Genomic DNA, 18,057 nt, shown 5'->3' with positions numbered 1-18,057 from the left:
CCGGCCAGATCCAGCCCCGCCGGCGTTCGAGGCGCGGGGGCCCGGGGGCAGAGCCCCCGGCAACGGCGCCGCAGGAGCCCACCGACCCCCGCCCACACCGCCCGGGACATTTGGTCGGAAACGACAAAGCAACGATCCGAATACCGTGAGCGGTGCCATCTACGCGCGTAGGCGAAGAGCGGCTACGCTCTTCCGCGTGAACGCATCTGTTACCGACCCCTTCGCCGCCGCCGACGCCGCCGCCGCCCGCCTGCGCGAGCTGACCGGCGCCGAGACCCACGACGTCGCCCTCGTGATGGGCTCCGGCTGGGCCCCCGCCGCAGAGGCGCTCGGCGCGCCCGAGGCCGAGTTCCCGGTCACCGAGCTGCCCGGCTTCCCGCCCCCCGCCGTCGAGGGCCACGGCGGCAAGATCCGCTCGTACAAGATCGGCGACAAGCGCGCGCTGCTCTTCCTCGGCCGGACCCACTACTACGAGGGCCGCGGCGTCGCCGCCGTCGCCCACGGCGTGCGCACGGCCGTCGCGGCCGGCTGCAAGACCGTCGTCCTGACCAACGGCTGCGGTGGCCTGCGCGAGGGCATGAAGCCCGGCCAGCCGGTCCTGATCAGCGACCACCTCAACCTCACGGCCACCTCGCCGATCGTCGGCGCCAACTTCGTGGACCTCACCGACCTGTACTCGCCGCGCCTGCGCGCGATGTGCAAGGACATCGACGAGACCCTCGAAGAGGGCGTCTACGTGCAGTTCCCCGGCCCGCACTACGAGACCCCGGCCGAGATCAACATGATCCGCGTCATGGGCGCCGACCTGGTCGGCATGTCCACCGTGCTGGAAGCCATCGCCGCCCGCGAGGCCGGCGCCGAGGTGCTCGGCATCTCCCTGGTCACCAACCTGGCGGCGGGCCTCTCCGGCGAGCCGCTGAACCACGAAGAGGTGCTCCAGGCCGGCCGCGACTCGGCCGCGCGCATGGGCAAGCTGCTGACCCAGGTCCTCGCCCGGATCTGATCGAGCGACCCGACCGACCGACGAGAGGTAGTGCAGGACGTGCAGGACGATCTGATCGCACGGGCGCAGGCCTGGCTGGCCGAGGACCCGGACCCGGAGACCGCGGACGAGCTCGCGAAGCTCATCGAGGCCGGTGACACGACCGAGCTCGCGGACCGCTTCTCCGGCATGCTGCAGTTCGGCACCGCCGGACTCCGCGGCGAGCTGGGCGCGGGCCCGATGCGGATGAACCGCAACGTGGTCATCCGCGCCGCGGCGGGCCTCGCGGCCTACCTCAAGGCCCAGGGCCACGCCGGCGGCCTGGTCGTCGTCGGCTACGACGCCCGCTACAAGTCGGCCGACTTCGCCCGCGACACCGCCGCGGTGATGACCGGTGCCGGGCTGCGCGCCGCCGTCCTGCCCCGGCCGCTGCCGACGCCCGTCCTCGCGTACGCCATAAGGCACCTGGGCGCCGTCGCCGGCGTCGAGGTGACCGCGAGCCACAACCCGCCCCGGGACAACGGCTACAAGGTCTACCTCGGCGACGGCTCCCAGATCGTCTCCCCGGCCGACGCGGAGATCGCCGCGCAGATCGACGCGATCGCCGCGCTGGCCGACGTACCGCGGGCCGAGGACGGCTGGCAGGACCTCGGCGACGAGGTCCTGGAGGCCTACCTGGCCCGTACGGACGCCGTCCTGACCCCCGGGTCCCCCCGGGGCGTGCGGACCGTCTACACGGCCATGCACGGCGTCGGCAAGGACGTGGTCCTGGCCGCCTTCGCCCGCGCCGGCTTCCCGGAACCGGTCCTCGTGGCCGAGCAGGCGGAGCCGGACCCGGCCTTCCCGACGGTGGCCTTCCCCAACCCGGAGGAGCCGGGCGCGATGGACCTGTCCTTCGCGACGGCCGCCCGGGTCAATCCCGACATCGTCATCGCCAACGACCCGGACGCCGACCGCTGCGCGGTGGCCGTCCCGGACGCCGCCTCGGCCTCCGGCTGGCGGATGCTGCGCGGCGACGAGGTCGGCGCGCTCCTCGCCGCCCACCTGGTGCACAAGGGCGCCACCGGCGTCTTCGCCGAGTCCATCGTCTCCTCCAGCCTGCTGGGCCGGATCGCGGAGGCCGCGGGCGTCGGCTACGAGGAGACCCTGACGGGCTTCAAGTGGATCTCCCGGGTCGAGGGCCTGCGCTACGGGTACGAGGAGGCGCTCGGCTACTGCGTGGACCCCGAGGGCGTCCGCGACAAGGACGGCGTCACGGCCGCCCTGCTCGTCGCCGAACTGGCCTCGGAGCTCAAGGAGCAGGGCCGGACCCTGACCGACCTGCTGGACGACCTGGCCATGGCCCACGGCCTGCACGCCACCGACCAGCTGTCGGTCCGCGTGGAGGACCTGTCGGTCATCGCCTCGGCGATGGCGGCGCTGCGCGCGGAGCCCCCGGCCTCGCTGGCGGGCCTGCGGGTCACCTCGGCGGAGGACCTGAACCGGGGCACGGCGACGCTCCCGCCCACGGACGGGCTGCGCTACTACCTGGAGGGCGACTACAAGGCCCGGGTGATCGTCCGCCCGTCCGGCACGGAGCCCAAGCTCAAGTGCTACCTGGAGGTCGTGGTCCCGGTGGCGGAGGCCTCGGACCTGCTCCCGGCCCGCGCCCGCGGCCAGGAGGTCCTGGACGCGATCAAGAAGGACCTCGCGGCGGCGGCCGGCATTTAGCGCCGCTCCGTACGACGTGGGCCCCCGAGCAGCAGCTCGGGGGCCCACGTCGTATCCGAGGTCTCCGGGCCTCCGCGTCAGGAAGCCGACGGACTCGGAGCCGGGCTCCCCGTCGGCCGCACCACGTCGCCCAGGGTCGGGACCGAATCCGGGCGGGAGCGGACGGCGGGCGTGCACTCCCAGGCCCGCGGCGGATCCTCGCCGGGACCGCCCAGCACCACCGGGCCGGCCCCCGCCGACACCGCGTCGCTCCCCGCGAGCGTGCACACCAGCTGCGACAGCGCCACCGGCGGCAGGTCCTCGGGCTTGCGGCTCAGCCGTACCGTGCCCGCCGGATCGCCCGGCCGCGGCGCCGAGGCCGTCAGCAGGGCCGGCACCTCCGTCGTGAAGCCGGCCTCCCGCTCCTGCGCCGAAGGCTCCCGCTGGAGCACCTCCAGCAGGGCCTGGGTGACCAGCACCGGCACGTCCCGCGCGGGCCGCTTCTCCGGCACCGGCACCACCCGCTGGACACCCACCAGCTGCGCCCCGCAGACCAGTTCCACCGTGGCCCGGATGCCCTGCACCCCGGCCGCCGAGGCCTCCGTGCCCGCCGGCGTCTTGCACGAGACGCGCGAGGGCGCCGGTCCCACGTCCACCGGCACGGTGGTCGCCCGGATCCCGCAGCCCGGCAGGAGGCCCAGGCAGAGCAGGCCCATGGCCGCCGCGGCGGCCGCCGCGCTACGCCTCGTCGTCACCGGCGATCACCTTTCCCACGTCCACCGGCAGCCGCAGCGTGAACAGCGCACCGCCCTCCGCCCCGTTCTCCGCGGTGATGTCGCCGCCGTGGATGTGCGCGTTCTCCATCGCGATGGAGAGGCCCAGCCCGCTGCCGTCGGACTTCGGCCGCGAGGCGCTCGCCTTGTAGAACCGGTCGAAGACGTGCGGCAGCACCTCCTCGGGGATGCCCGGCCCGTTGTCCCGTACGGCCACGACCAGCCAGTCCCCCTCCACGCGGACGGAGACCCGTACCGGCGAACCGCCGTGCTTGAGCGCGTTGCCGATCAGATTGGCCAGGATCACGTCGAGCCGCCGCGGGTCGAGCCGCGCCACGATCCCGCGCTCCGCGTCGAGTTCGACCGCGTCGAGCCAGGCGCGCGTGTCGATGCACGCCGTCACCTGGTCGGCGACGTCCACGTCGTCCAGGACCAGCCGCGCCGTTCCCGCGTCGAAGCGGGTGACCTCCATGAGGTTCTCCACGAGGTCGTTCAGCCGCCTGGTCTCGCTCACGACCAGACCCACCGCCGGTGCGATCATCGGATCGAGGAACTCGACCTCGTCCTCCAGCACCTCGGCGACCGCCGTCAACGCCGTGAGCGGCGTGCGCAGTTCGTGGGACATGTCCGCGACGAAACGCCTGCTGGACTCCTCCCGCGCGCTCATGTCGGCGACCTTCTTCTCCAGCGCCTCCGCCGTCTTGTTGAAGGTGTGCGCCAGGTCGGCGAGTTCGTCCGTCCCCGACACCTCCAGCCGGTGGTCCAGCTCCCCTTCGCCGAGCCGGCGCGCCGCGTCGCCGAGCCGCTGCACGGGCCGCAGCACCGTACGGGCCGCGGCCTGCGCGAGCAGCGCGGACCCGAGCAGCGCCAGCCCGGTGGCGATGGTCAGCGACCAGGCCAGGGCGTTGAGGTCGTCGCGCTCCTGGGCGAGGGACTTGTACATGTAGCCGGTCGGCCCGCCGCCCACGATCCGGGTGCCGCCGACCAGGTACGGGTTCCCGCCCGGCTTCGTCCGCTGCCAGTACACGTGGTAGGCGGCGTCGTTGGCGGAGGTGGTCTTCTGCCGGTCGTCGACGGCGTGCTGGAGCGACTTCGGCACGTCGGCCAGCGAGAAGGCGTCGGGACCGGCCGTACCGGACACCTTGCGGCCGTCCTTCTCGTCCACGAGCAGCACGCTGTAGCCGGGGCTGCTGCCCGCCATCGCCTCGGCGGTGTGCTGCAGCTCCTCCTGCGTCGGGTCGGCGGGCAGCGCCGCGGCCCGGTTCTGCATCTCCTGCCGGAAGTCGCCGAGGGCGGCGTCCTGGGTCCGGGTCAGGACGGCCTCGCGGTTGAGCCAGTACGCGATCCCGGACGCGGAGACGGCGGCCGTCAGCGCGACCAGTGCGAACACGACGAGGAGCCGCAGCCGCAGGCTGGTCCAGCGCCGGCCCGCGAACAGGGCTCGGATCACTGCGGGGAGTCCAGCCGGTAGCCGACGCCCCGCACGGTACGGATCAGGGTGGGCGACGAGGGCACTTCCTCGACCTTGGCGCGCAGCCGCTGCACGCAGGCGTCGACGAGGCGCGAGTCGCCGAGGTAGTCGTGCTCCCAGACCAGCCGCAGCAGCTGCTGGCGGGAGAGCGCCTGGCCGGGCCGGCGGCTGAGCTCCAGGAGCAGCCGCAGCTCGGTCGGGGTGAGCTGGAGGTCCTCACCGTTCTTGGTCACCGTCATGGCGGAGCGGTCGATGACCAGCGGCCCGAAGACGGCGGTGTCGGTGGACTCGCGCTCGCCGCGACGCAGCACGGCCCGGATGCGGGCGTCGAGCACCCGGCCCTGGACGGGCTTGACGACGTAGTCGTCGGCCCCCGACTCCAGGCCGACGACCACGTCGATGTCGTCGTTGCGCGCGGTGAGCAGGATGATCGGCAGCTGGTCGGTGCGGCGGATGCGCCGGCACACCTCGAAGCCGTCGATGCCGGGCAGCATGACGTCGAGCACGATCAGGTCGGGTCGCTGCTCGCGCAGCAGTTTCAGGCCGTCCTCGCCCGTCGCCGCGGTGGCCACACGGTGGCCCTGGCGTGACAGGGAGAGTTCGAGGGCCGTGCGGATGGCGTCGTCGTCCTCGATGAGCAACAGGAAAGGCACGGGCTCATTCTGTCCCATCGCCCCTCGGGACTTCGACTGCCCTGCGGCTCCAATCCGGGCACGACTCCGGGCACGGCCGCTCCCGGACGCCTGTGACAGGCCTGTGACAGTCGAAGGACACCCCGGTTATCTCGGGCGGGCAGTCTTCTTGGCAACGGACCAGACAGACTCCACGACGGGGGGCGCGAGATGAACACGCTGCACAGCACCAGCACCAGCGCGGTTGTCACGCGGCTGCACGATGTGAACCGCCGCACGGCAATCCGTACGGCGACGGCCCCTTCCCGGCGGCCGGCGCACGTGGTGGCCATCGACGCGAAGACCTACGAGCGCCCCTCCGTCCCCGCCCAGCGCACGGCCGGCTCCCCGGACGTCCCGGACTCCTCCAACGAGGCCGAGTTCACTGCGTACGTCCAGGAGCGGCGGGCCGCCCTCTACGCGACGGCCTTCCACCTGACCGGAGACCGCTACGAGGCCGAGGACCTGCTGCAGACCGCGCTGTTCTCCACGTACCGCGCCTGGGACCGCATCAGCGACAAGGCCGCCGTCGGCGGGTACCTGCGCCGCACGATGACCAACCTGCACATCAGCGCCTGGCGCCGCCGCAAGCTCAACGAGTACCCGACGGAAGAGCTGCCGGAGACGGCCTCGGACACCGACGCCATGGGCGGTACGGAGCTGCGCGCCGTGCTGTGGCAGGCGCTCACCCGCATCCCGGAGCCGCAGCGCACGATGCTGGTGCTCCGGTACTACGAGGGCCGCACGGACCCGGAGATCGCGGAGATCCTCGGCATCAGCGTCGGCACGGTGAAGTCGAGCATCTGGCGTTCGCTGCGGCGCATGCGCGAGGACGAGGCGCTGAGCTTCGGCCGCGACGAGTCGGAGTCCTTCGAGGACCTCGTCGCCTGAGAGACCAACTGAGAGACCAACGGCCGGGGGGCCGTCCTACGGGGGTGGGGCGGCGGCCATGGGGGGAAAGCGCGGGATCGGTCGGCCGGGGGTCCGACTGGTCCCGCGCTTTCATGTGCGCGCACTCGTCAACTAGGCCGCTGCGGTGCTCGGCGAGCGGTGGCGGCCCGCTGCCGCCGCCGCCAGGCGGCCCAGCGCCTCGTCACGGCCGCAGGCGTGCGCACCCAGCGCGGTGTGCCGGGCCACGATCCCCCGCTCGGCGCGCATCAGCCGCCAGCCGCGCCGCAGGAGCATCGGCACCGATTTGCGGCCCTCGCGCAGGTCACGGGCCAGGCGGCGGCGGAAGGTGGTGCTGGGCCGCCCGCGCAGGCAGATCGCGTCCGCCAGCAGCCCGAGTTCCTGGCACCGCCCCGCGACGTCCGCCGCGAAGATCCCCTCCGCTATGAACAGCGGGGTCCGGGAGATGTCCAGCGCCTCCGTACCGGTCCGGGAGGAGGTGGAGATGTCGTAGACGGGCACCTCGGTCCGCCCGGCCGCGCACAGCTCGGCGATCGCGGCCACGGCCGCCTCCGCGTCCCAGGAGAGCGGGGAGTCCCAGTCGATGTCGGCGCTGCCCTCGACGAACGGAAGGGTCGGGTCGTCGCCGTCCTTGTAGAAGTCGTCCAGGCGCAGCACGGGCAGCCCGGACCGGGCGGCCAGCGAGGACTTGCCGGAGCCCGAGGGTCCGGTCAGAAGGACGACACGCGTAGGCAAAGGAGAGGAACAGCTCACGGAACAACAGTGTGAACCATTACCTCCCGTAGGGGACCTGTCCAAAGGTCTGTTGGTATCGAGGATCACACCTCCACTACGCTGCGTGCGCACGCGACTACGACCCAGGCGGGATCTCCATGGCACGTCACGCAGCCCCTTCCGTACCGAACCGCATCCGCAGCGCGGGCCTGACCCTCTCGATGGCCGGTGCGGCCCTCGCGATGGCCGCCGGCGGGGCGCAGGCCGGTGAGCTCGACGTTCCGGCGGCGCTCGCCGGGGTCGCCGACCCGGTCTCGAACCTCAAGGTGAATCCGCTGGCCCACACCGGCGTGGACCCCCTCGACAACGGTGTGGCCACCAAGGTCGCGGATTTCCCGTCCGTCGGCACCGGGATGGTCACGGGGATCCTGACCCAGGGGCCCTCGGTCGGGGAGCTGCCCGAGGCCGCGGTCTCCTCGCTGCTCGGGCCGGTGCTCCCGAAGGGGTAGAGGCGGGCGGGTACGCGAAGGCCCCGGCAGCGCGGGGGACGCTGCCGGGGCCGGTCTTCGCGGGATCCTCTAGTACGAGGATCCGCCCGCGCCCAGCGACCCGGTCGGGTGCCAGACGGTCTTGGTCTCCAGGAAGGCCGTCATGCGGGCCGTGCCCGGGTCCGCGCTCCAGTCGTCCACAGGCTGTGGACGCAGGACGCGCTTGAGGTTGTCCGCGGCCGCGATCTCCAGCTCCTTGGCCAGCGCCTCGCCGGCGCCCGCCAGGTCGATCGCGTTGACGTCCTGGTGGGACGCCAGGTGCGGGCCCATCTCGGCGGCCTTGCCGGACAGGATGTTGACCACTCCGCCGGGCAGGTCGGAGGTGGCCAGCACCTCGCCGAGGGAGAGGGCGGGGAGCGGGGCCTTCTCCGAGGCAATGACGACGGCCGTGTTGCCGGTGGCGATCACCGGGGCGATCACGGAGACGAGGCCCAGGAAGGACGAGTCCTGCGGGGCGACGACGGTGACGACGCCCGTCGGCTCGGGGGTGGAGAGGTTGAAGAAGGGGCCCGCGACCGGGTTGGCCCCGCCCACGATCTGGCCGATCTTGTCGGTCCAGCCCGCGTACCAGACCCAGCGGTCGATCGCCGCGTCGACGACGGCGGCCGCCTTCGACTTGGACAGGCCCTCCGCCTCGCCGACCTCGCGGACGAACTGCTCGCGGCGGCCCTCCAGCATCTCGGCGACGCGGTAGAGGACCTGGCCGCGGTTGTACGCGGTGGCGCCCGACCAGCCGCCGAAGGCCTTGCGGGCGGCGACGACCGCGTCACGGGCGTCCTTGCGGGAGGACAGGGGGGCGTTGGCCAGCCACTTGCCCTTCGAGTCACTCACCTCGTACACCCGGCCGCTCTCGGAGCGGGGGAACTTGCCCCCGACGTACAGCTTGTAGGTCTTGAAGACGCTCAGACGCGCCGTCGACGAATCAGACATCGAGGTAGCCCTCCAGGCCGTGACGGCCGCCTTCGCGCCCGAAGCCCGACTCCTTGTAGCCGCCGAAGGGCGAGGTCGGGTCGAACTTGTTGAACGTGTTGGCCCACACCACACCCGCGCGGAGCTTGTTGGCCACCGCGAGGATGCGGCTGCCCTTCTCCGTCCAGACGCCGGCGGACAGGCCGTACTGGGTGTTGTTGGCCTTGGCGACGGCCTCGTCGGGCGTGCGGAAGGTCAGCACGGACAGCACCGGGCCGAAGATCTCGTCACGGGCCACCGTGTGCGACTGGGAGACGTTCGTGAAGAGCGTCGGGGCGAACCAGTAGCCGGAGGAGGGCAGTTCGCAGGGAGCGGACCAGCGCTCGGCGCCCTCCGCCTCGCCGGTGTCGGCGAGGGCGGTGATGCGGGCGAGCTGCTCGGCGGAGTTGATCGCACCGATGTCGGTGTTCTTGTCGAGCGGGTCGCCCAGGCGCAGCGTGGACAGGCGGCGCTTGAGCGAGTCGATCAGCTCGTCGTGGATCGACTCCTGGACCAGGAGGCGCGAGCCCGCGCAGCAGACCTGGCCCTGGTTGAAGAAGATGCCGCTGACGATGCCCTCGACGGCCTGGTCGATGGGGGCGTCGTCGAAGACGATGTTGGCGCCCTTGCCGCCCAGCTCCAGGGTGACCTTCTTGGAGGTGCCGGCGACCTGGCGCGCGATGGCCTTGCCGACGGCGGTGGAGCCGGTGAAGGCGACCTTGTTCACGTCCGGGTGCTCGACGAGGGCCGCGCCCGCGTCCCCGTACCCGGGGAGGATGTTGACGACGCCCTTGGGCAGGCCCGCCTGGCGGCAGATGTCCGCGAAGAAGAGCGCGGAGAGCGGGGTCGTCTGGGCCGGCTTGAGCACGACCGTGTTGCCGGTGGCGAGCGCCGGGGCGATCTTCCACGCGAGCATCATGAGCGGGAAGTTCCACGGGATGACCTGGCCGGCCACGCCGAGGGGGCGCGGGTTGGCGCCGTAGCCCGCGTGGTCGAGCTTGTCGGCCCAGCCCGCGTAGTAGAAGAAGTGCGCGGCGACGAGCGGGAGGTCCGCGTCGCGGGTCTCCCGGATCGGCTTGCCGTTGTCGAGGGTCTCCAGGACGGCCAGCTCGCGGCTGCGCTCCTGGATGATCCGGGCGATGCGGAAGAGGTACTTGGCGCGCTCGGAGCCGGGCAGCGCGGACCACTTCTCGAAGGCCTTGCGGGCGGCCTTGACGGCACGGTCCACGTCCGCGGCGCCGGCCTGGGCGATCTCGGAGAGGACCTCTTCGGAGGCCGGGGAGACGGTCTTGAAGACCTTGCCGTCCGCCGCGTCGGTGAACTCGCCGTCGATGAACAGCCCGTAGGAGGGGGCGATGTCGACGACGGAACGGGACTCGGGGGCGGGTGCGTACTCGAAAAGGGATGCCATGGTGATCAGTCCACCGTCACGTAGTCGGGACCGGAGTAACGGCCGGTGCTCAGCTTCTGGCGCTGCATCAGCAGGTCGTTGAGCAGGCTGGAGGCTCCGAAGCGGAACCAGTGGTTGGACAGCCAGTCCTCGCCCACGGTCTCGTTGACCAGGACCAGGAACTTGATCGCGTCCTTGGTGGTCCGGATGCCGCCGGCCGGCTTCACGCCGATCTGGATTCCAGTCTGCGCCCTGAAGTCGCGGACGGCTTCGAGCATGAGGAGGGTGTTCGCGGGCGTCGCGTTGACCCCGACCTTGCCGGTGGACGTCTTGATGAAGTCGGCCCCGGCCATCATGCCGATCCAGGAGGCGCGGCGGATGTTGTCGTACGTGGACAGCTCGCCGGTCTCGAAGATCACCTTGAGGCGGGCCGCGCTGCCGTCGGGGCGGAGGCAGGCCTCCTTGACGGAGCGGATCAGCTCGTAGGTGTCGAGGTAGCGGCCCGCGAGGAAGGCGCCACGGTCGATGACCATGTCGATCTCGTCGGCGCCGGCGGCCACGGCGTCGGCCGTGTCGGCGAGCTTGACGGGCAGGGCCGCGCGGCCGGCCGGGAAGGCGGTGGCGACGGAGGCGACCTTGACGTCGGCGCCGTTCAGGGCGGCCTTGGCAGTGGCCACCATGTCGGGGTACACGCAGACGGCGGCCGTCATGGGCGTGGTGCGGTCGGTCGGATCGGGGTTGGCCGCCTTGGCGGAGAGCGCCCGGACCTTGCCCGGGGTATCCGCGCCTTCCAGCGTCGTCAGGTCGATCATCGAGATGGCGAGGTCGATGGCGTACGCCTTGGCCGTCGTCTTGATCGAGCGGGTGCCGAGGGAGGCCGCGCGGGCCTCCAGGCCGACAGCGTCGACGCCGGGCAGCCCGTGCAGGAAGCGGCGCAGCGCACTGTCGGACGTCGTCACGTCAGCGAATGCGGTGAGGGTGGTGGGCATGGTCACCACATGAGCATATCTACGCGCGTAGCGACCTGTCACCCCCTCCCCCCGATTCATTCGGAATCGGACACCCCCGTTTGCTGTTACACGTCCATGACGGGGAGCGGATCGTTCACACGTACAAGATCCATAAATTCTTTCTCAGCAGCCCGCCACACCTGACCCGGTGAACAAGACCGACAGACTCAACGCGGCATGCGACTCTCCTCCACTTTCCTCACCCACGCTTCAGGAGTCGTTATGCGTACCGCCCTCCGCACCTCGATCGTCACCGCCGCCCTCGCCGGCGCGATGCTGGCGCCCGCCGCCGGTGCCGCCTTCGCGGCGACCGCCGCGCCCGCAGAGTCCGCCGCGCGGACCGCCGCGGCATCGACGTCCGGAACCGTCGGGGACAACAGCCGCTACGAGGGCAAGCCGGTCTACATCGGGGAGGGCCTGGTCGCGGTGCTGCGCAACAAGGCCGAGGGCCCCGAGGCCTGGATCCGCGAGGTCGGCACCCAGTGGAAGCCGGGCGACAACTACATGCTCCACCCGATAGCCGTGCTGAGCCGCAAGCAGACCACCGCTGCGGCGAACGGGCTGCACCTCCAACTCACCAAGGTGGACACGGCCGCCCCGGTGCTCGTCGTCACCAAGGAGGGCGGCGCGAGCAAGTCCTACCCGCTGCCGAAGGGCAGGGCCACCTCCCCGGCGGACTGCGTCTCCCCGGTCAAGACGGTGCGCCTCGGCGAGTTCATGACCGCAGACCTGACGATGTCCCCCAAGGGCCCGAAGGCCTTCGTGGTCAACCTGGAGGGCCTCCCCGACCCGCGGACCCTGGACCGCACGCACCCCAACGGCTCGGACCCGGACTCCCTGCGCATCGACAACCCGAGCGGCGCCAACCCGGTGCTCCGGTGGAAGTACGAGAGCGGCGACGCCGCCAAGACCGCCTCCTTCCCCGCGCTCCCCAAGGGCTGCAAGCTCGACTACAAGATCACCGGGGAGCAGGGCACGAAGCCGGCTCCGAAGCCGAAGCCGCAGCCTCAGACCCAGACGGGCACGCAGACCGTCGTCGTCCCCAAGGGCCCGGTGGCCGCGGGTGCCGAGCTGCCGGTCGAGACGGTCGCCGACACCGACAACACCGCCACGCTGGTGGCCGGCGCCGGCCTGATCGCGGTCTTCGGTGCGCTCGGCGCGAGCGTGGTCCTGCGCCGCCGCCGCGCCCAGGACTGACGCAGACCTCGCCCATGTCCCGACTCGCCTCCGGCGGGCCACCTCCCCGGTGGCCCGCCGCGGGCCGTTTCACCGGAGCCTTTGATGACCCGCCGCACCGCCCGGCCGCTGATCGCCGCCGCCCTCCTCGCCGCCGCGCTGACCGGATGCGGCGGCGGCGCCGCGCCCGCCCCGGCCGCGACCCCGGCCGCGGCCTCCGCGCCGCCCGCCGTCACTCCCACGTCCGCCCCGGCGGCCCCGGCGACGGCCGCCCCGAAGCCGGCCTCCGCGCCCGTACGCGTACGGATCCCGGCGGCCGGGGTCGACGCCTCGCCCCTGCTGGCGCTCGGCCTGGCCGCCGACGGCACCGTCGAGGTGCCCTCCGTGGCCGACGCGGAGAAGATCGGCTGGTACGACAAGGGCGTCACCCCGGGCGAGACCGGGCCCGCCGTGCTGATCGGCCACTTCGACACCGCCCGCGGCCCGGCCGTGCTCAGGGACGTCTCCAAGGTCCGCGTCGGCGACGAGGTGACCGTCTCCCGCGAGGACGGCAGCACCGCCGTCTTCCGCGTCCGGGAGCTGGAGCAGGTCGACAAGAAGCGGTTCCCGACCGACAAGGTCTACGGGGACACCGCCCGCCCCGAGCTGCGCGTGATCACCTGCGGCGGCGAGATCACCGACGGCCACCGGCCCGACAACATCATCCTGTATGCCGATCTCGTGGGGTGAGACGGCTTGAGGCAGAATCGGCCGCATGAGCAGCGATCAGCCCACCGAAGAGCCGGCGTACGACGACCGGGTCTACCGCTCCCCGATGGCCACCGTCACCGGGGTGGTGCTGCTGGCACTGCTCGCGTGGCTCTGCGGGGACGCCGTGGTGCGGGGCTCCGGCAACGTGCCGTGGATCGCCCTCGCCGTCGCGCTGGGCCTGGCCCCGGTCATCGTCGCGTTCACGGTCCGTCCGGCCGTCTTCGCCAACGACGACCGGCTTCGCGTGCGCAACCCCTTCCGGGTCATTGAGCTGCCCTGGGCCGCCGTGGACACCGTGCGGGCCCGGTTCTCCGCCGAGGTGCTCGCGGAGGGGGCGACGTACCAGCTGTGGTCGATCCCGGTCTCCCTGCGGGAGCGCAAGAAGGCCAACCGCGCCCAGACGGGCCGGCTGGGCCTGGGCAACGGCCAGCGCAAGACCCCGGAGGAGGAGGTCCGCCGCGCCTCCGCCGACAAGATCGTGGACGAGCTGCGGGAACTGCACGAGCGCGGGGCCTCGCGGAGCGGCGCCCAGGGCTCCGTGAAGGTCTCCTGGTCGTACGAGGTCATCGCCCCGGCGGTGGTCGGCGCCCTCATCCTGATTGTGCTGCTCGCCACGGGCTGACCGGCGGTTTCCCCGGAACCGCGGGCATCGGAACCCGCGTCTCCACTGGCGTGCACCGTCTCAAGGGCAAGCGTGTCAAGGGCAGCGGAAGCGCCGCCGTACAGCCGTGGATCCGGCTTCTCTCCGGGATCCTGCTGGCCGCCCACCTCCTCCTCGTCGGCTGGCTGATGCTGCGCCCGCTGGACGTGCCCTGGGCCGCGGCCGCCAACCTCACCCCGCTGGAGGGGATCCGTGCGGACCTCTCCTACGGGCCCCTGGAGGCGGCCCGCCGGATCGGCGGGGGGCTGGCGCTGCTGGCCCCGCTCGGGGTGCTGCTGCCGCTGATCAGCGGCCGTGTGGAGCTCTCGCCGCTGGCCACCTGGTCCTCGCTGGCCCGGACGGCCGCCGCGGGCGCGCTGGTCTCGGTCGGCGTCGAGATGCTCCAGATGGCGGTCCCGGGGCAGGTGGTCGATGTGGATTCGGTGCTGCTGAACACCCTCGGCGTGATGCTCGCGCACCTGGCCGTCATTCCGGCCCTGAGGTTCCGGCTGCGGCGTTCTCAGGGGGCGACCCCGAGAATTACCAGGGTCGGGCTCGGCCCCTGGACCGACGTTCTCTCCTCTGTCCAGCGGGAGTATTGAGGCATCGCGGGAAAAGGTCCCGCGGACCGCACGACGACAGAGGAGAGACCATGAGCGCCCTTGCCCGCCCCCGTGACGGACGATGGATCGGCGGAGTCTGTGCCGGTCTGGCGCGCCGCTTCGGAATATCCGCGAACACGATGCGGACCATTTTCGTCGTCTCGTGCCTGCTGCCCGGCCCGCAGTTCCTGCTGTACCTGGCGCTGTGGGTACTCCTGCCGAACGAGAAGTCGAGCACCGCCTCCGCCGCCACCGGCTGGTAACCGGCCGCCGGACCGCGCATTCGGCGATCCGGCTCCATTCGGCGATTCAGCGATCCGCGGTTCAGCGCGCGGCGCGGACCTTCTGCAGCTGCTTGTCCGTGACCTCGTGCGGGACCTGGGGGGCCTGGGGACCGCCCGTGACGTTCAGTGCCATCAGGCGCGCGACGGTGTCGCCCTGGCGTACGACGACCACGTGCACCTGGGCGGTGACGCCCTCCGCGGCGGCGGTCGTGGTCCAGCTGACGCTCTCGTCGCCGTCCGTCTTGTAGTCGGCCGCCTTCACCTCGCGGTACGTGCCGGTCTGCTTCTCGACGGTGGCGGTGAAGCCGGTGGGGCAGGCGGCCACGGCGGCCTTCAGCCGGGCGATCAGCGCCTTGGCGTCGGACTCGGCGTAGGAGCTGACGGAGGCGGAGACCGCCAGGCCCAGCTGCTTCTGGGAGCCGATGCCCCGGTTGACGGTCTCGCGCGCCGCCGGGTCGGGCTTGTCCCCCATGATGTCGGCGAGCGGCTGGCAGGCCTTGCGGTCCGCCTGCGGCTGGCCGTCGGGGGCGTTCGGGTTCTTGCCGTTCGCGGAGATCTGGTAGCCGGCCAGGTCGCCCTGTGTCAGGGCGGAGCGCTCCAGCCGTCCGGAGGCCTTCCCGGACCCGGCCGCGGCGCCCGTGGTGCCCGTACCGCCCGTCGCGCCGTCACCACCACCGCCGCCCGCGGAGCCGGGGGCTCCGGCCGAGCCCGCCGACGCGGACTGCCCGGGTGCGCTCGCGGAGCCCTTCGGGTCCGGTCCCTTGCCGGAGGCGGGGGTGTTCGTACTGCCGCAGCCCACCATCGCGGACAGCAGGGCGGGGAGCAGCACGGCCGTGGCCGTTCGTGCCTTCATGCGCATGATCGAAACCTCATACCCAGGTATGTGGCGGGCAGTTGGCGGTGATCCTGGCACATGCCGCGACGCGGCACACACCTCGTCGAAGAGGTGTGCGCCGCGTGGGCGTGCGTGCGAATCGCGTACGAATCCGGCAGGGGATCCGGAGGGGATCAGGCGCCGAGGCCGCTGGTGGGCAGGCCGCCGAGCAGGCCGGTCACCGAGCCGAGGGCGGCGGCCGGGTCGGTCGCGTCGGGGGCCTGCTGGCCGTCCTCGGCGGTCACGTGCTGCTGGCTGGTCGCGCCCTGGACGGCGCCCGTGACGGTACCCAGCGCGTCACCGAGACCGACGGCGGGGACGGCGGCCGAGGCGGTACCGGCGGCGACGGCGGCAAAGGCGGCACCGAGAGCGGCAACACCGAGGGTCTTGGCAGCTGACTGCTTCATGAAGAATCGTCCTTGCGACGGGGAAATGAGCGGCTCCGCAAACTAGTCACTTCAAACCCCCTCCCGCAAACATCATTAAATACGAGAAAGCGCCCGGGAATTGATCCTCCCGGGCGCTTTCGGTCCGTCAGGCTCTGGCCTAGGCCGAGACAGATCCGCTGGTGGAAGCGGTCTGACGGAACAGCCATTCCGACTTCAGCTCCGCATAACCGGGCTTGATCACGTCGTTGATCATGGCCAGTCGTTCATCGAAAGGAATGAACGCGGACTTCATCGCATTGACCGTGAACCACTGCATGTCCTCCAGCGAGTAGCCGAAGGTGTCGACCAGGTGCTCGAACTCGCGGCTCATGCTGGTACCGCTCATCAGCCGGTTGTCGGTGTTGACGGTCAGCCTGAAGTGCAGTTTCCGCAGGAGGCCGATCGGGTGGTCGGCATAGGAGGCCGCCGCGCCCGTCTGCAGGTTCGACGTCGGGCACATCTCCAGCGGGATCCGCTTGTCCCGGACGTACGAGGCCAGGCGGCCCAGCGTCACGGAGCCGTCCTCGGCCACCTCGATGTCATCGATGATCTTCACGCCGTGGCCGAGCCGGTCCGCGCCGCACCACTGCAGGGCCTGCCAGATCGACGGCAGGCCGAAGGCCTCGCCCGCGTGGATGGTGAAGTGGTTGTTCTCGCGCTTGAGGTACTCGAAGGCGTCGAGGTGGCGGGTGGGAGGGAACCCGGCCTCGGCGCCGGCGATGTCGAAGCCGACGACGCCCTTGTCGCGGTAGCGGTTGGCCAGTTCCGCGATCTCCAGCGCACGGGCCGCGTGCCGCATCGCGGTCAGCAGCGCGCCGACGCGGATCCGGTTGCCGTTGGTCCGCGCCCGGCGCTCGCCCTCGCGGAAGCCCTCGTTGACCGCCTCGACGACCTCTTCGAGGGTCAGGCCGGCTTCCAGGTGCTGCTCGGGCGCGTAGCGGATCTCGGCGTAGACCACGCCGTCCTCGGCGAGGTCCTGCGCACACTCGGAGGCCACCCGGAAGAGGGCCTCCTTCGTCTGCATGACGGCGCAGGTGTGCGCGAACGTCTCGAGGTAGCGCGGGAGGGAGCCGGAGTCCGCGGCCTCCCGGAACCAAGTGCCGAGCTTGTCGGCCTCGGTCTCGGGGAGGTTCTCGTAGCCGACCTTGTGCGCCAGCTCGATGATGGTCCCGGGCCGCAGTCCACCGTCGAGGTGATCGTGCAGGAGCACCTTCGGGGAGCGGCGGATCTGATCCGGGGTGGGCAGGTTGGGGGTCTCGCTCGTCATCTGGGCACTCTAGCTCCTACGCGCGTAGAGCGGTGAGACGGTGGAGGTCGCCGATATGTAACAGTGACCGCGCGGACGGGTGGCGTACACCTCGGCGTCTGAGACTGTTCCGTCATGGCACAGCATGCGCCGCCGGCGCGCGGGGCCCGCCTGGGGCGGGCGGCCGGCGCGACCGGCTCGGTCTCAACGGTCAGTGGTGTGGTGCTCCTTCTCCCCGGAGCGTCCAGATTGTCCCCCGGTCCGGTACGTCCGCTGGCCCGGGCCCTGGCCCGTGCGGGCGCGGCGGACGGGCTGGTCACGCACCAGGTCATCCATGGCGCGGGCACCCGCGAGGGGGACGCCGAATGGGCCGCGGACGAGGTGGTCCGGCGGTACGGTGACGTCCCGGTCTGCCTGGCCGGCTACGACGCGGGCGGCCGGGCGGCGCTCGCCGCGGCCGGCCACGAGGCCGTCAACTCCGTTCTGGCACTGGCCCCTTCGCTTCCCCCGCACTCCGCCACGGACACCCCCGAACCGGTGAAACAGCTTTCGGGGCGCCGGGTGTTGATCGTGCACGGCACCAACGACGCCCGCAGCGACCCGGAGTTGTCGTACCGGCTGGCGACCCGGGCGAAGAAGGCGAACCGCACGACGTGCCGCTTCGAAGTGCACTCCGACGGGCACCGGCTGCGCGAGCACCAGGACGAAGTCGTGGCCCTGTCCGTGGACTTCGTGCTGGGTTCCGTCTTCTCGGGGCCCTATTCGCGGCCGGTCACCGACGCGCTGGCGGCTCCCCCGCCGCTGGGCCTGCGGATGCCGCTGGCCTCCGGCTACGGCCGGTCCCTGCGCGGCTGAATGCGCCGCCCGGACGCGGCGGCGCCGGTGACGGTCGTGATGGTGGTGGTCGCGCGGGGCCGCCCGTGCCGGCCGCGCCGTCCCCTCCCGGTCGGAT

At 71.9% G+C, this 18,057-nt stretch carries 20 protein-coding genes; 10 read left to right on the top strand and 10 right to left on the bottom strand.

Translation table 11 applies throughout. The features are described 5' to 3' along the window. Window positions 1-196: 196 nt before the first annotated feature. Together NLX94_RS11470 and NLX94_RS11465 are read left to right on the top strand one after the other, a co-directional pair. On the top strand, window positions 197-1,003 hold the full coding sequence (locus NLX94_RS11470) for a purine-nucleoside phosphorylase (RefSeq protein ID WP_254382554.1): 807 nt from the start codon (window positions 197-199) through the stop codon (window positions 1,001-1,003). A gap of 39 nt (window positions 1,004-1,042) precedes the next feature. Next, complete coding sequence (locus NLX94_RS11465; protein WP_254382553.1) at window positions 1,043-2,692, top strand: phospho-sugar mutase; 1,650 nt, start codon at window positions 1,043-1,045, stop codon at window positions 2,690-2,692. Window positions 2,693-2,769: 77 nt separating this feature from the next. Here the strand turns inward: NLX94_RS11465 and NLX94_RS11460 are convergent, their stop codons facing one another. From NLX94_RS11460 to afsQ1, 3 genes are read right to left on the bottom strand one after another with little or no spacing between them, the layout of a single operon-like run. After that, window positions 2,770-3,426 carry a hypothetical protein gene (locus NLX94_RS11460; protein ID WP_254382552.1) on the bottom strand — a complete coding sequence of 219 codons (657 nt, stop codon included), beginning with the start codon at window positions 3,424-3,426 and terminating at the stop codon, window positions 2,770-2,772. Next, window positions 3,410-4,894, bottom strand: a complete 1,485-nt coding sequence (locus tag NLX94_RS11455; protein ID WP_254382551.1) for a HAMP domain-containing sensor histidine kinase — start codon at window positions 4,892-4,894, stop codon at window positions 3,410-3,412. Before NLX94_RS11455 ends, NLX94_RS11460 begins: the two co-directional genes overlap by 17 nt. Continuing rightward, window positions 4,891-5,568: a two-component system response regulator AfsQ1 gene (afsQ1, locus tag NLX94_RS11450; protein WP_254382550.1), complete on the bottom strand. Its 678-nt coding sequence runs from the start codon at window positions 5,566-5,568 to the stop codon at window positions 4,891-4,893. Before afsQ1 ends, NLX94_RS11455 begins: the two co-directional genes overlap by 4 nt. Before the next feature lie 189 nt (window positions 5,569-5,757). On the opposite strand from afsQ1, the gene NLX94_RS11445 reads away from it, so the two are divergent. Then, a complete protein-coding gene (locus tag NLX94_RS11445; protein ID WP_254382549.1) occupies window positions 5,758-6,477 on the top strand; it encodes a SigE family RNA polymerase sigma factor in 720 nt (239 codons plus the stop codon). Between the two features lie 132 nt (window positions 6,478-6,609). On the opposite strand, the gene NLX94_RS11440 is transcribed toward NLX94_RS11445, so the two are convergent. Then, a complete protein-coding gene (locus NLX94_RS11440; protein WP_374683935.1) occupies window positions 6,610-7,317 on the bottom strand; it encodes a uridine kinase in 708 nt (235 codons plus the stop codon). 50 nt (window positions 7,318-7,367) lie between these two features. On the opposite strand from NLX94_RS11440, the gene NLX94_RS11435 reads away from it, so the two are divergent. After that, window positions 7,368-7,718 carry a hypothetical protein gene (locus NLX94_RS11435; RefSeq protein ID WP_254382548.1) on the top strand — a complete coding sequence of 117 codons (351 nt, stop codon included), beginning with the start codon at window positions 7,368-7,370 and terminating at the stop codon, window positions 7,716-7,718. 69 nt (window positions 7,719-7,787) lie between these two features. On the opposite strand, the gene NLX94_RS11430 is transcribed toward NLX94_RS11435, so the two are convergent. Genes NLX94_RS11430 through deoC form a run of 3 tightly spaced genes read right to left on the bottom strand, consistent with a single transcriptional unit; the run spans window position 7,788 to window position 11,084 of the window. Further along, window positions 7,788-8,687 carry an aldehyde dehydrogenase family protein gene (locus tag NLX94_RS11430; protein ID WP_254382547.1) on the bottom strand — a complete coding sequence of 300 codons (900 nt, stop codon included), beginning with the start codon at window positions 8,685-8,687 and terminating at the stop codon, window positions 7,788-7,790. Continuing rightward, window positions 8,680-10,116, bottom strand: a complete 1,437-nt coding sequence (locus tag NLX94_RS11425) for an aldehyde dehydrogenase family protein (protein WP_254382546.1) — start codon at window positions 10,114-10,116, stop codon at window positions 8,680-8,682. The genes NLX94_RS11430 and NLX94_RS11425 overlap by 8 nt, the downstream gene beginning before the upstream one ends. A 5-nt stretch (window positions 10,117-10,121) precedes the next feature. Next, window positions 10,122-11,084, bottom strand: coding sequence for a deoxyribose-phosphate aldolase (gene deoC / locus NLX94_RS11420; RefSeq protein ID WP_254382900.1), 963 nt, complete (start codon window positions 11,082-11,084; stop codon window positions 10,122-10,124). Between the two features lie 243 nt (window positions 11,085-11,327). Here deoC and NLX94_RS11415 point away from each other — a divergent pair, with 243 nt between their 5' ends. The 5 genes from NLX94_RS11415 to NLX94_RS11395 all read left to right on the top strand — a co-directional run bounded on the left by NLX94_RS11415 (window position 11,328) and on the right by NLX94_RS11395 (window position 14,536). Continuing rightward, on the top strand, window positions 11,328-12,302 hold the full coding sequence (locus NLX94_RS11415) for a hypothetical protein (RefSeq protein WP_254382545.1): 975 nt from the start codon (window positions 11,328-11,330) through the stop codon (window positions 12,300-12,302). 84 nt (window positions 12,303-12,386) lie between these two features. Further along, window positions 12,387-13,010: a class F sortase gene (locus tag NLX94_RS11410; protein WP_254382544.1), complete on the top strand. Its 624-nt coding sequence runs from the start codon at window positions 12,387-12,389 to the stop codon at window positions 13,008-13,010. Between the two features lie 25 nt (window positions 13,011-13,035). After that, entirely contained in the window at window positions 13,036-13,653 is a 618-nt protein-coding gene (locus tag NLX94_RS11405) for a PH domain-containing protein (protein WP_254382543.1), read from the top strand. Between the two features lie 110 nt (window positions 13,654-13,763). Beyond that, complete coding sequence (locus NLX94_RS11400; protein WP_308402424.1) at window positions 13,764-14,273, top strand: VanZ family protein; 510 nt, start codon at window positions 13,764-13,766, stop codon at window positions 14,271-14,273. Between the two features lie 50 nt (window positions 14,274-14,323). After that, a complete protein-coding gene (locus NLX94_RS11395; protein WP_254382542.1) occupies window positions 14,324-14,536 on the top strand; it encodes a PspC domain-containing protein in 213 nt (70 codons plus the stop codon). A gap of 61 nt (window positions 14,537-14,597) precedes the next feature. Here the strand turns inward: NLX94_RS11395 and NLX94_RS11390 are convergent, their stop codons facing one another. The 3 genes from NLX94_RS11390 to NLX94_RS11380 all read right to left on the bottom strand — a co-directional run bounded on the left by NLX94_RS11390 (window position 14,598) and on the right by NLX94_RS11380 (window position 17,126). Further along, window positions 14,598-15,410, bottom strand: coding sequence for a hypothetical protein (locus NLX94_RS11390; RefSeq protein ID WP_254382541.1), 813 nt, complete (start codon window positions 15,408-15,410; stop codon window positions 14,598-14,600). Window positions 15,411-15,565: 155 nt separating this feature from the next. Then, the gene (locus NLX94_RS11385; protein ID WP_254382540.1) at window positions 15,566-15,838 is read right to left on the bottom strand and encodes a hypothetical protein; all 273 of its coding nucleotides are present in this window, start codon (window positions 15,836-15,838) and stop codon (window positions 15,566-15,568) included. Between the two features lie 139 nt (window positions 15,839-15,977). Then, entirely contained in the window at window positions 15,978-17,126 is a 1,149-nt protein-coding gene (locus NLX94_RS11380) for an adenosine deaminase (protein ID WP_254382539.1), read from the bottom strand. Between the two features lie 114 nt (window positions 17,127-17,240). On the opposite strand from NLX94_RS11380, the gene NLX94_RS11375 reads away from it, so the two are divergent. Beyond that, window positions 17,241-17,960, top strand: a complete 720-nt coding sequence (locus NLX94_RS11375; protein WP_254382538.1) for an alpha/beta hydrolase — start codon at window positions 17,241-17,243, stop codon at window positions 17,958-17,960. Window positions 17,961-18,057 lie beyond the last annotated feature (97 nt).

The organism is Streptomyces sp. TBY4 (assembly GCF_024213195.1).
GTDB lineage: Bacteria > Actinomycetota > Actinomycetes > Streptomycetales > Streptomycetaceae > Streptomyces.
The sequence above is the reverse complement of the archived record's forward strand: the minus strand, read 5'-3'. Positions and strand labels throughout refer to the sequence as shown.

Bases quoted from the DNA above. Each gene is read 5' to 3' on its own strand.
- NLX94_RS11445 (WP_254382549.1), top strand. From the start codon at position 5,758: ATGAACACGCTGCACAGCACCAGCACCAGCGCGGTTGTCACGCGGCTG.
- NLX94_RS11435 (WP_254382548.1), top strand. From the start codon at position 7,368: ATGGCACGTCACGCAGCCCCTTCCGTACCGAACCGCATCCGCAGCGCG.
- NLX94_RS11430 (WP_254382547.1), bottom strand. From the start codon at position 8,687: ATGTCTGATTCGTCGACGGCGCGTCTGAGCGTCTTCAAGACCTACAAG.
- NLX94_RS11425 (WP_254382546.1), bottom strand. From the start codon at position 10,116: ATGGCATCCCTTTTCGAGTACGCACCCGCCCCCGAGTCCCGTTCCGTC.
- deoC (WP_254382900.1), bottom strand. From the start codon at position 11,084: ATGCCCACCACCCTCACCGCATTCGCTGACGTGACGACGTCCGACAGT.
- NLX94_RS11415 (WP_254382545.1), top strand. From the start codon at position 11,328: ATGCGTACCGCCCTCCGCACCTCGATCGTCACCGCCGCCCTCGCCGGC.
- NLX94_RS11410 (WP_254382544.1), top strand. From the start codon at position 12,387: ATGACCCGCCGCACCGCCCGGCCGCTGATCGCCGCCGCCCTCCTCGCC.
- NLX94_RS11405 (WP_254382543.1), top strand. From the start codon at position 13,036: ATGAGCAGCGATCAGCCCACCGAAGAGCCGGCGTACGACGACCGGGTC.
- NLX94_RS11395 (WP_254382542.1), top strand. From the start codon at position 14,324: ATGAGCGCCCTTGCCCGCCCCCGTGACGGACGATGGATCGGCGGAGTC.
- NLX94_RS11390 (WP_254382541.1), bottom strand. From the start codon at position 15,410: ATGAAGGCACGAACGGCCACGGCCGTGCTGCTCCCCGCCCTGCTGTCC.
- NLX94_RS11385 (WP_254382540.1), bottom strand. From the start codon at position 15,838: ATGAAGCAGTCAGCTGCCAAGACCCTCGGTGTTGCCGCTCTCGGTGCC.
- NLX94_RS11380 (WP_254382539.1), bottom strand. From the start codon at position 17,126: ATGACGAGCGAGACCCCCAACCTGCCCACCCCGGATCAGATCCGCCGC.
- NLX94_RS11375 (WP_254382538.1), top strand. From the start codon at position 17,241: ATGGCACAGCATGCGCCGCCGGCGCGCGGGGCCCGCCTGGGGCGGGCG.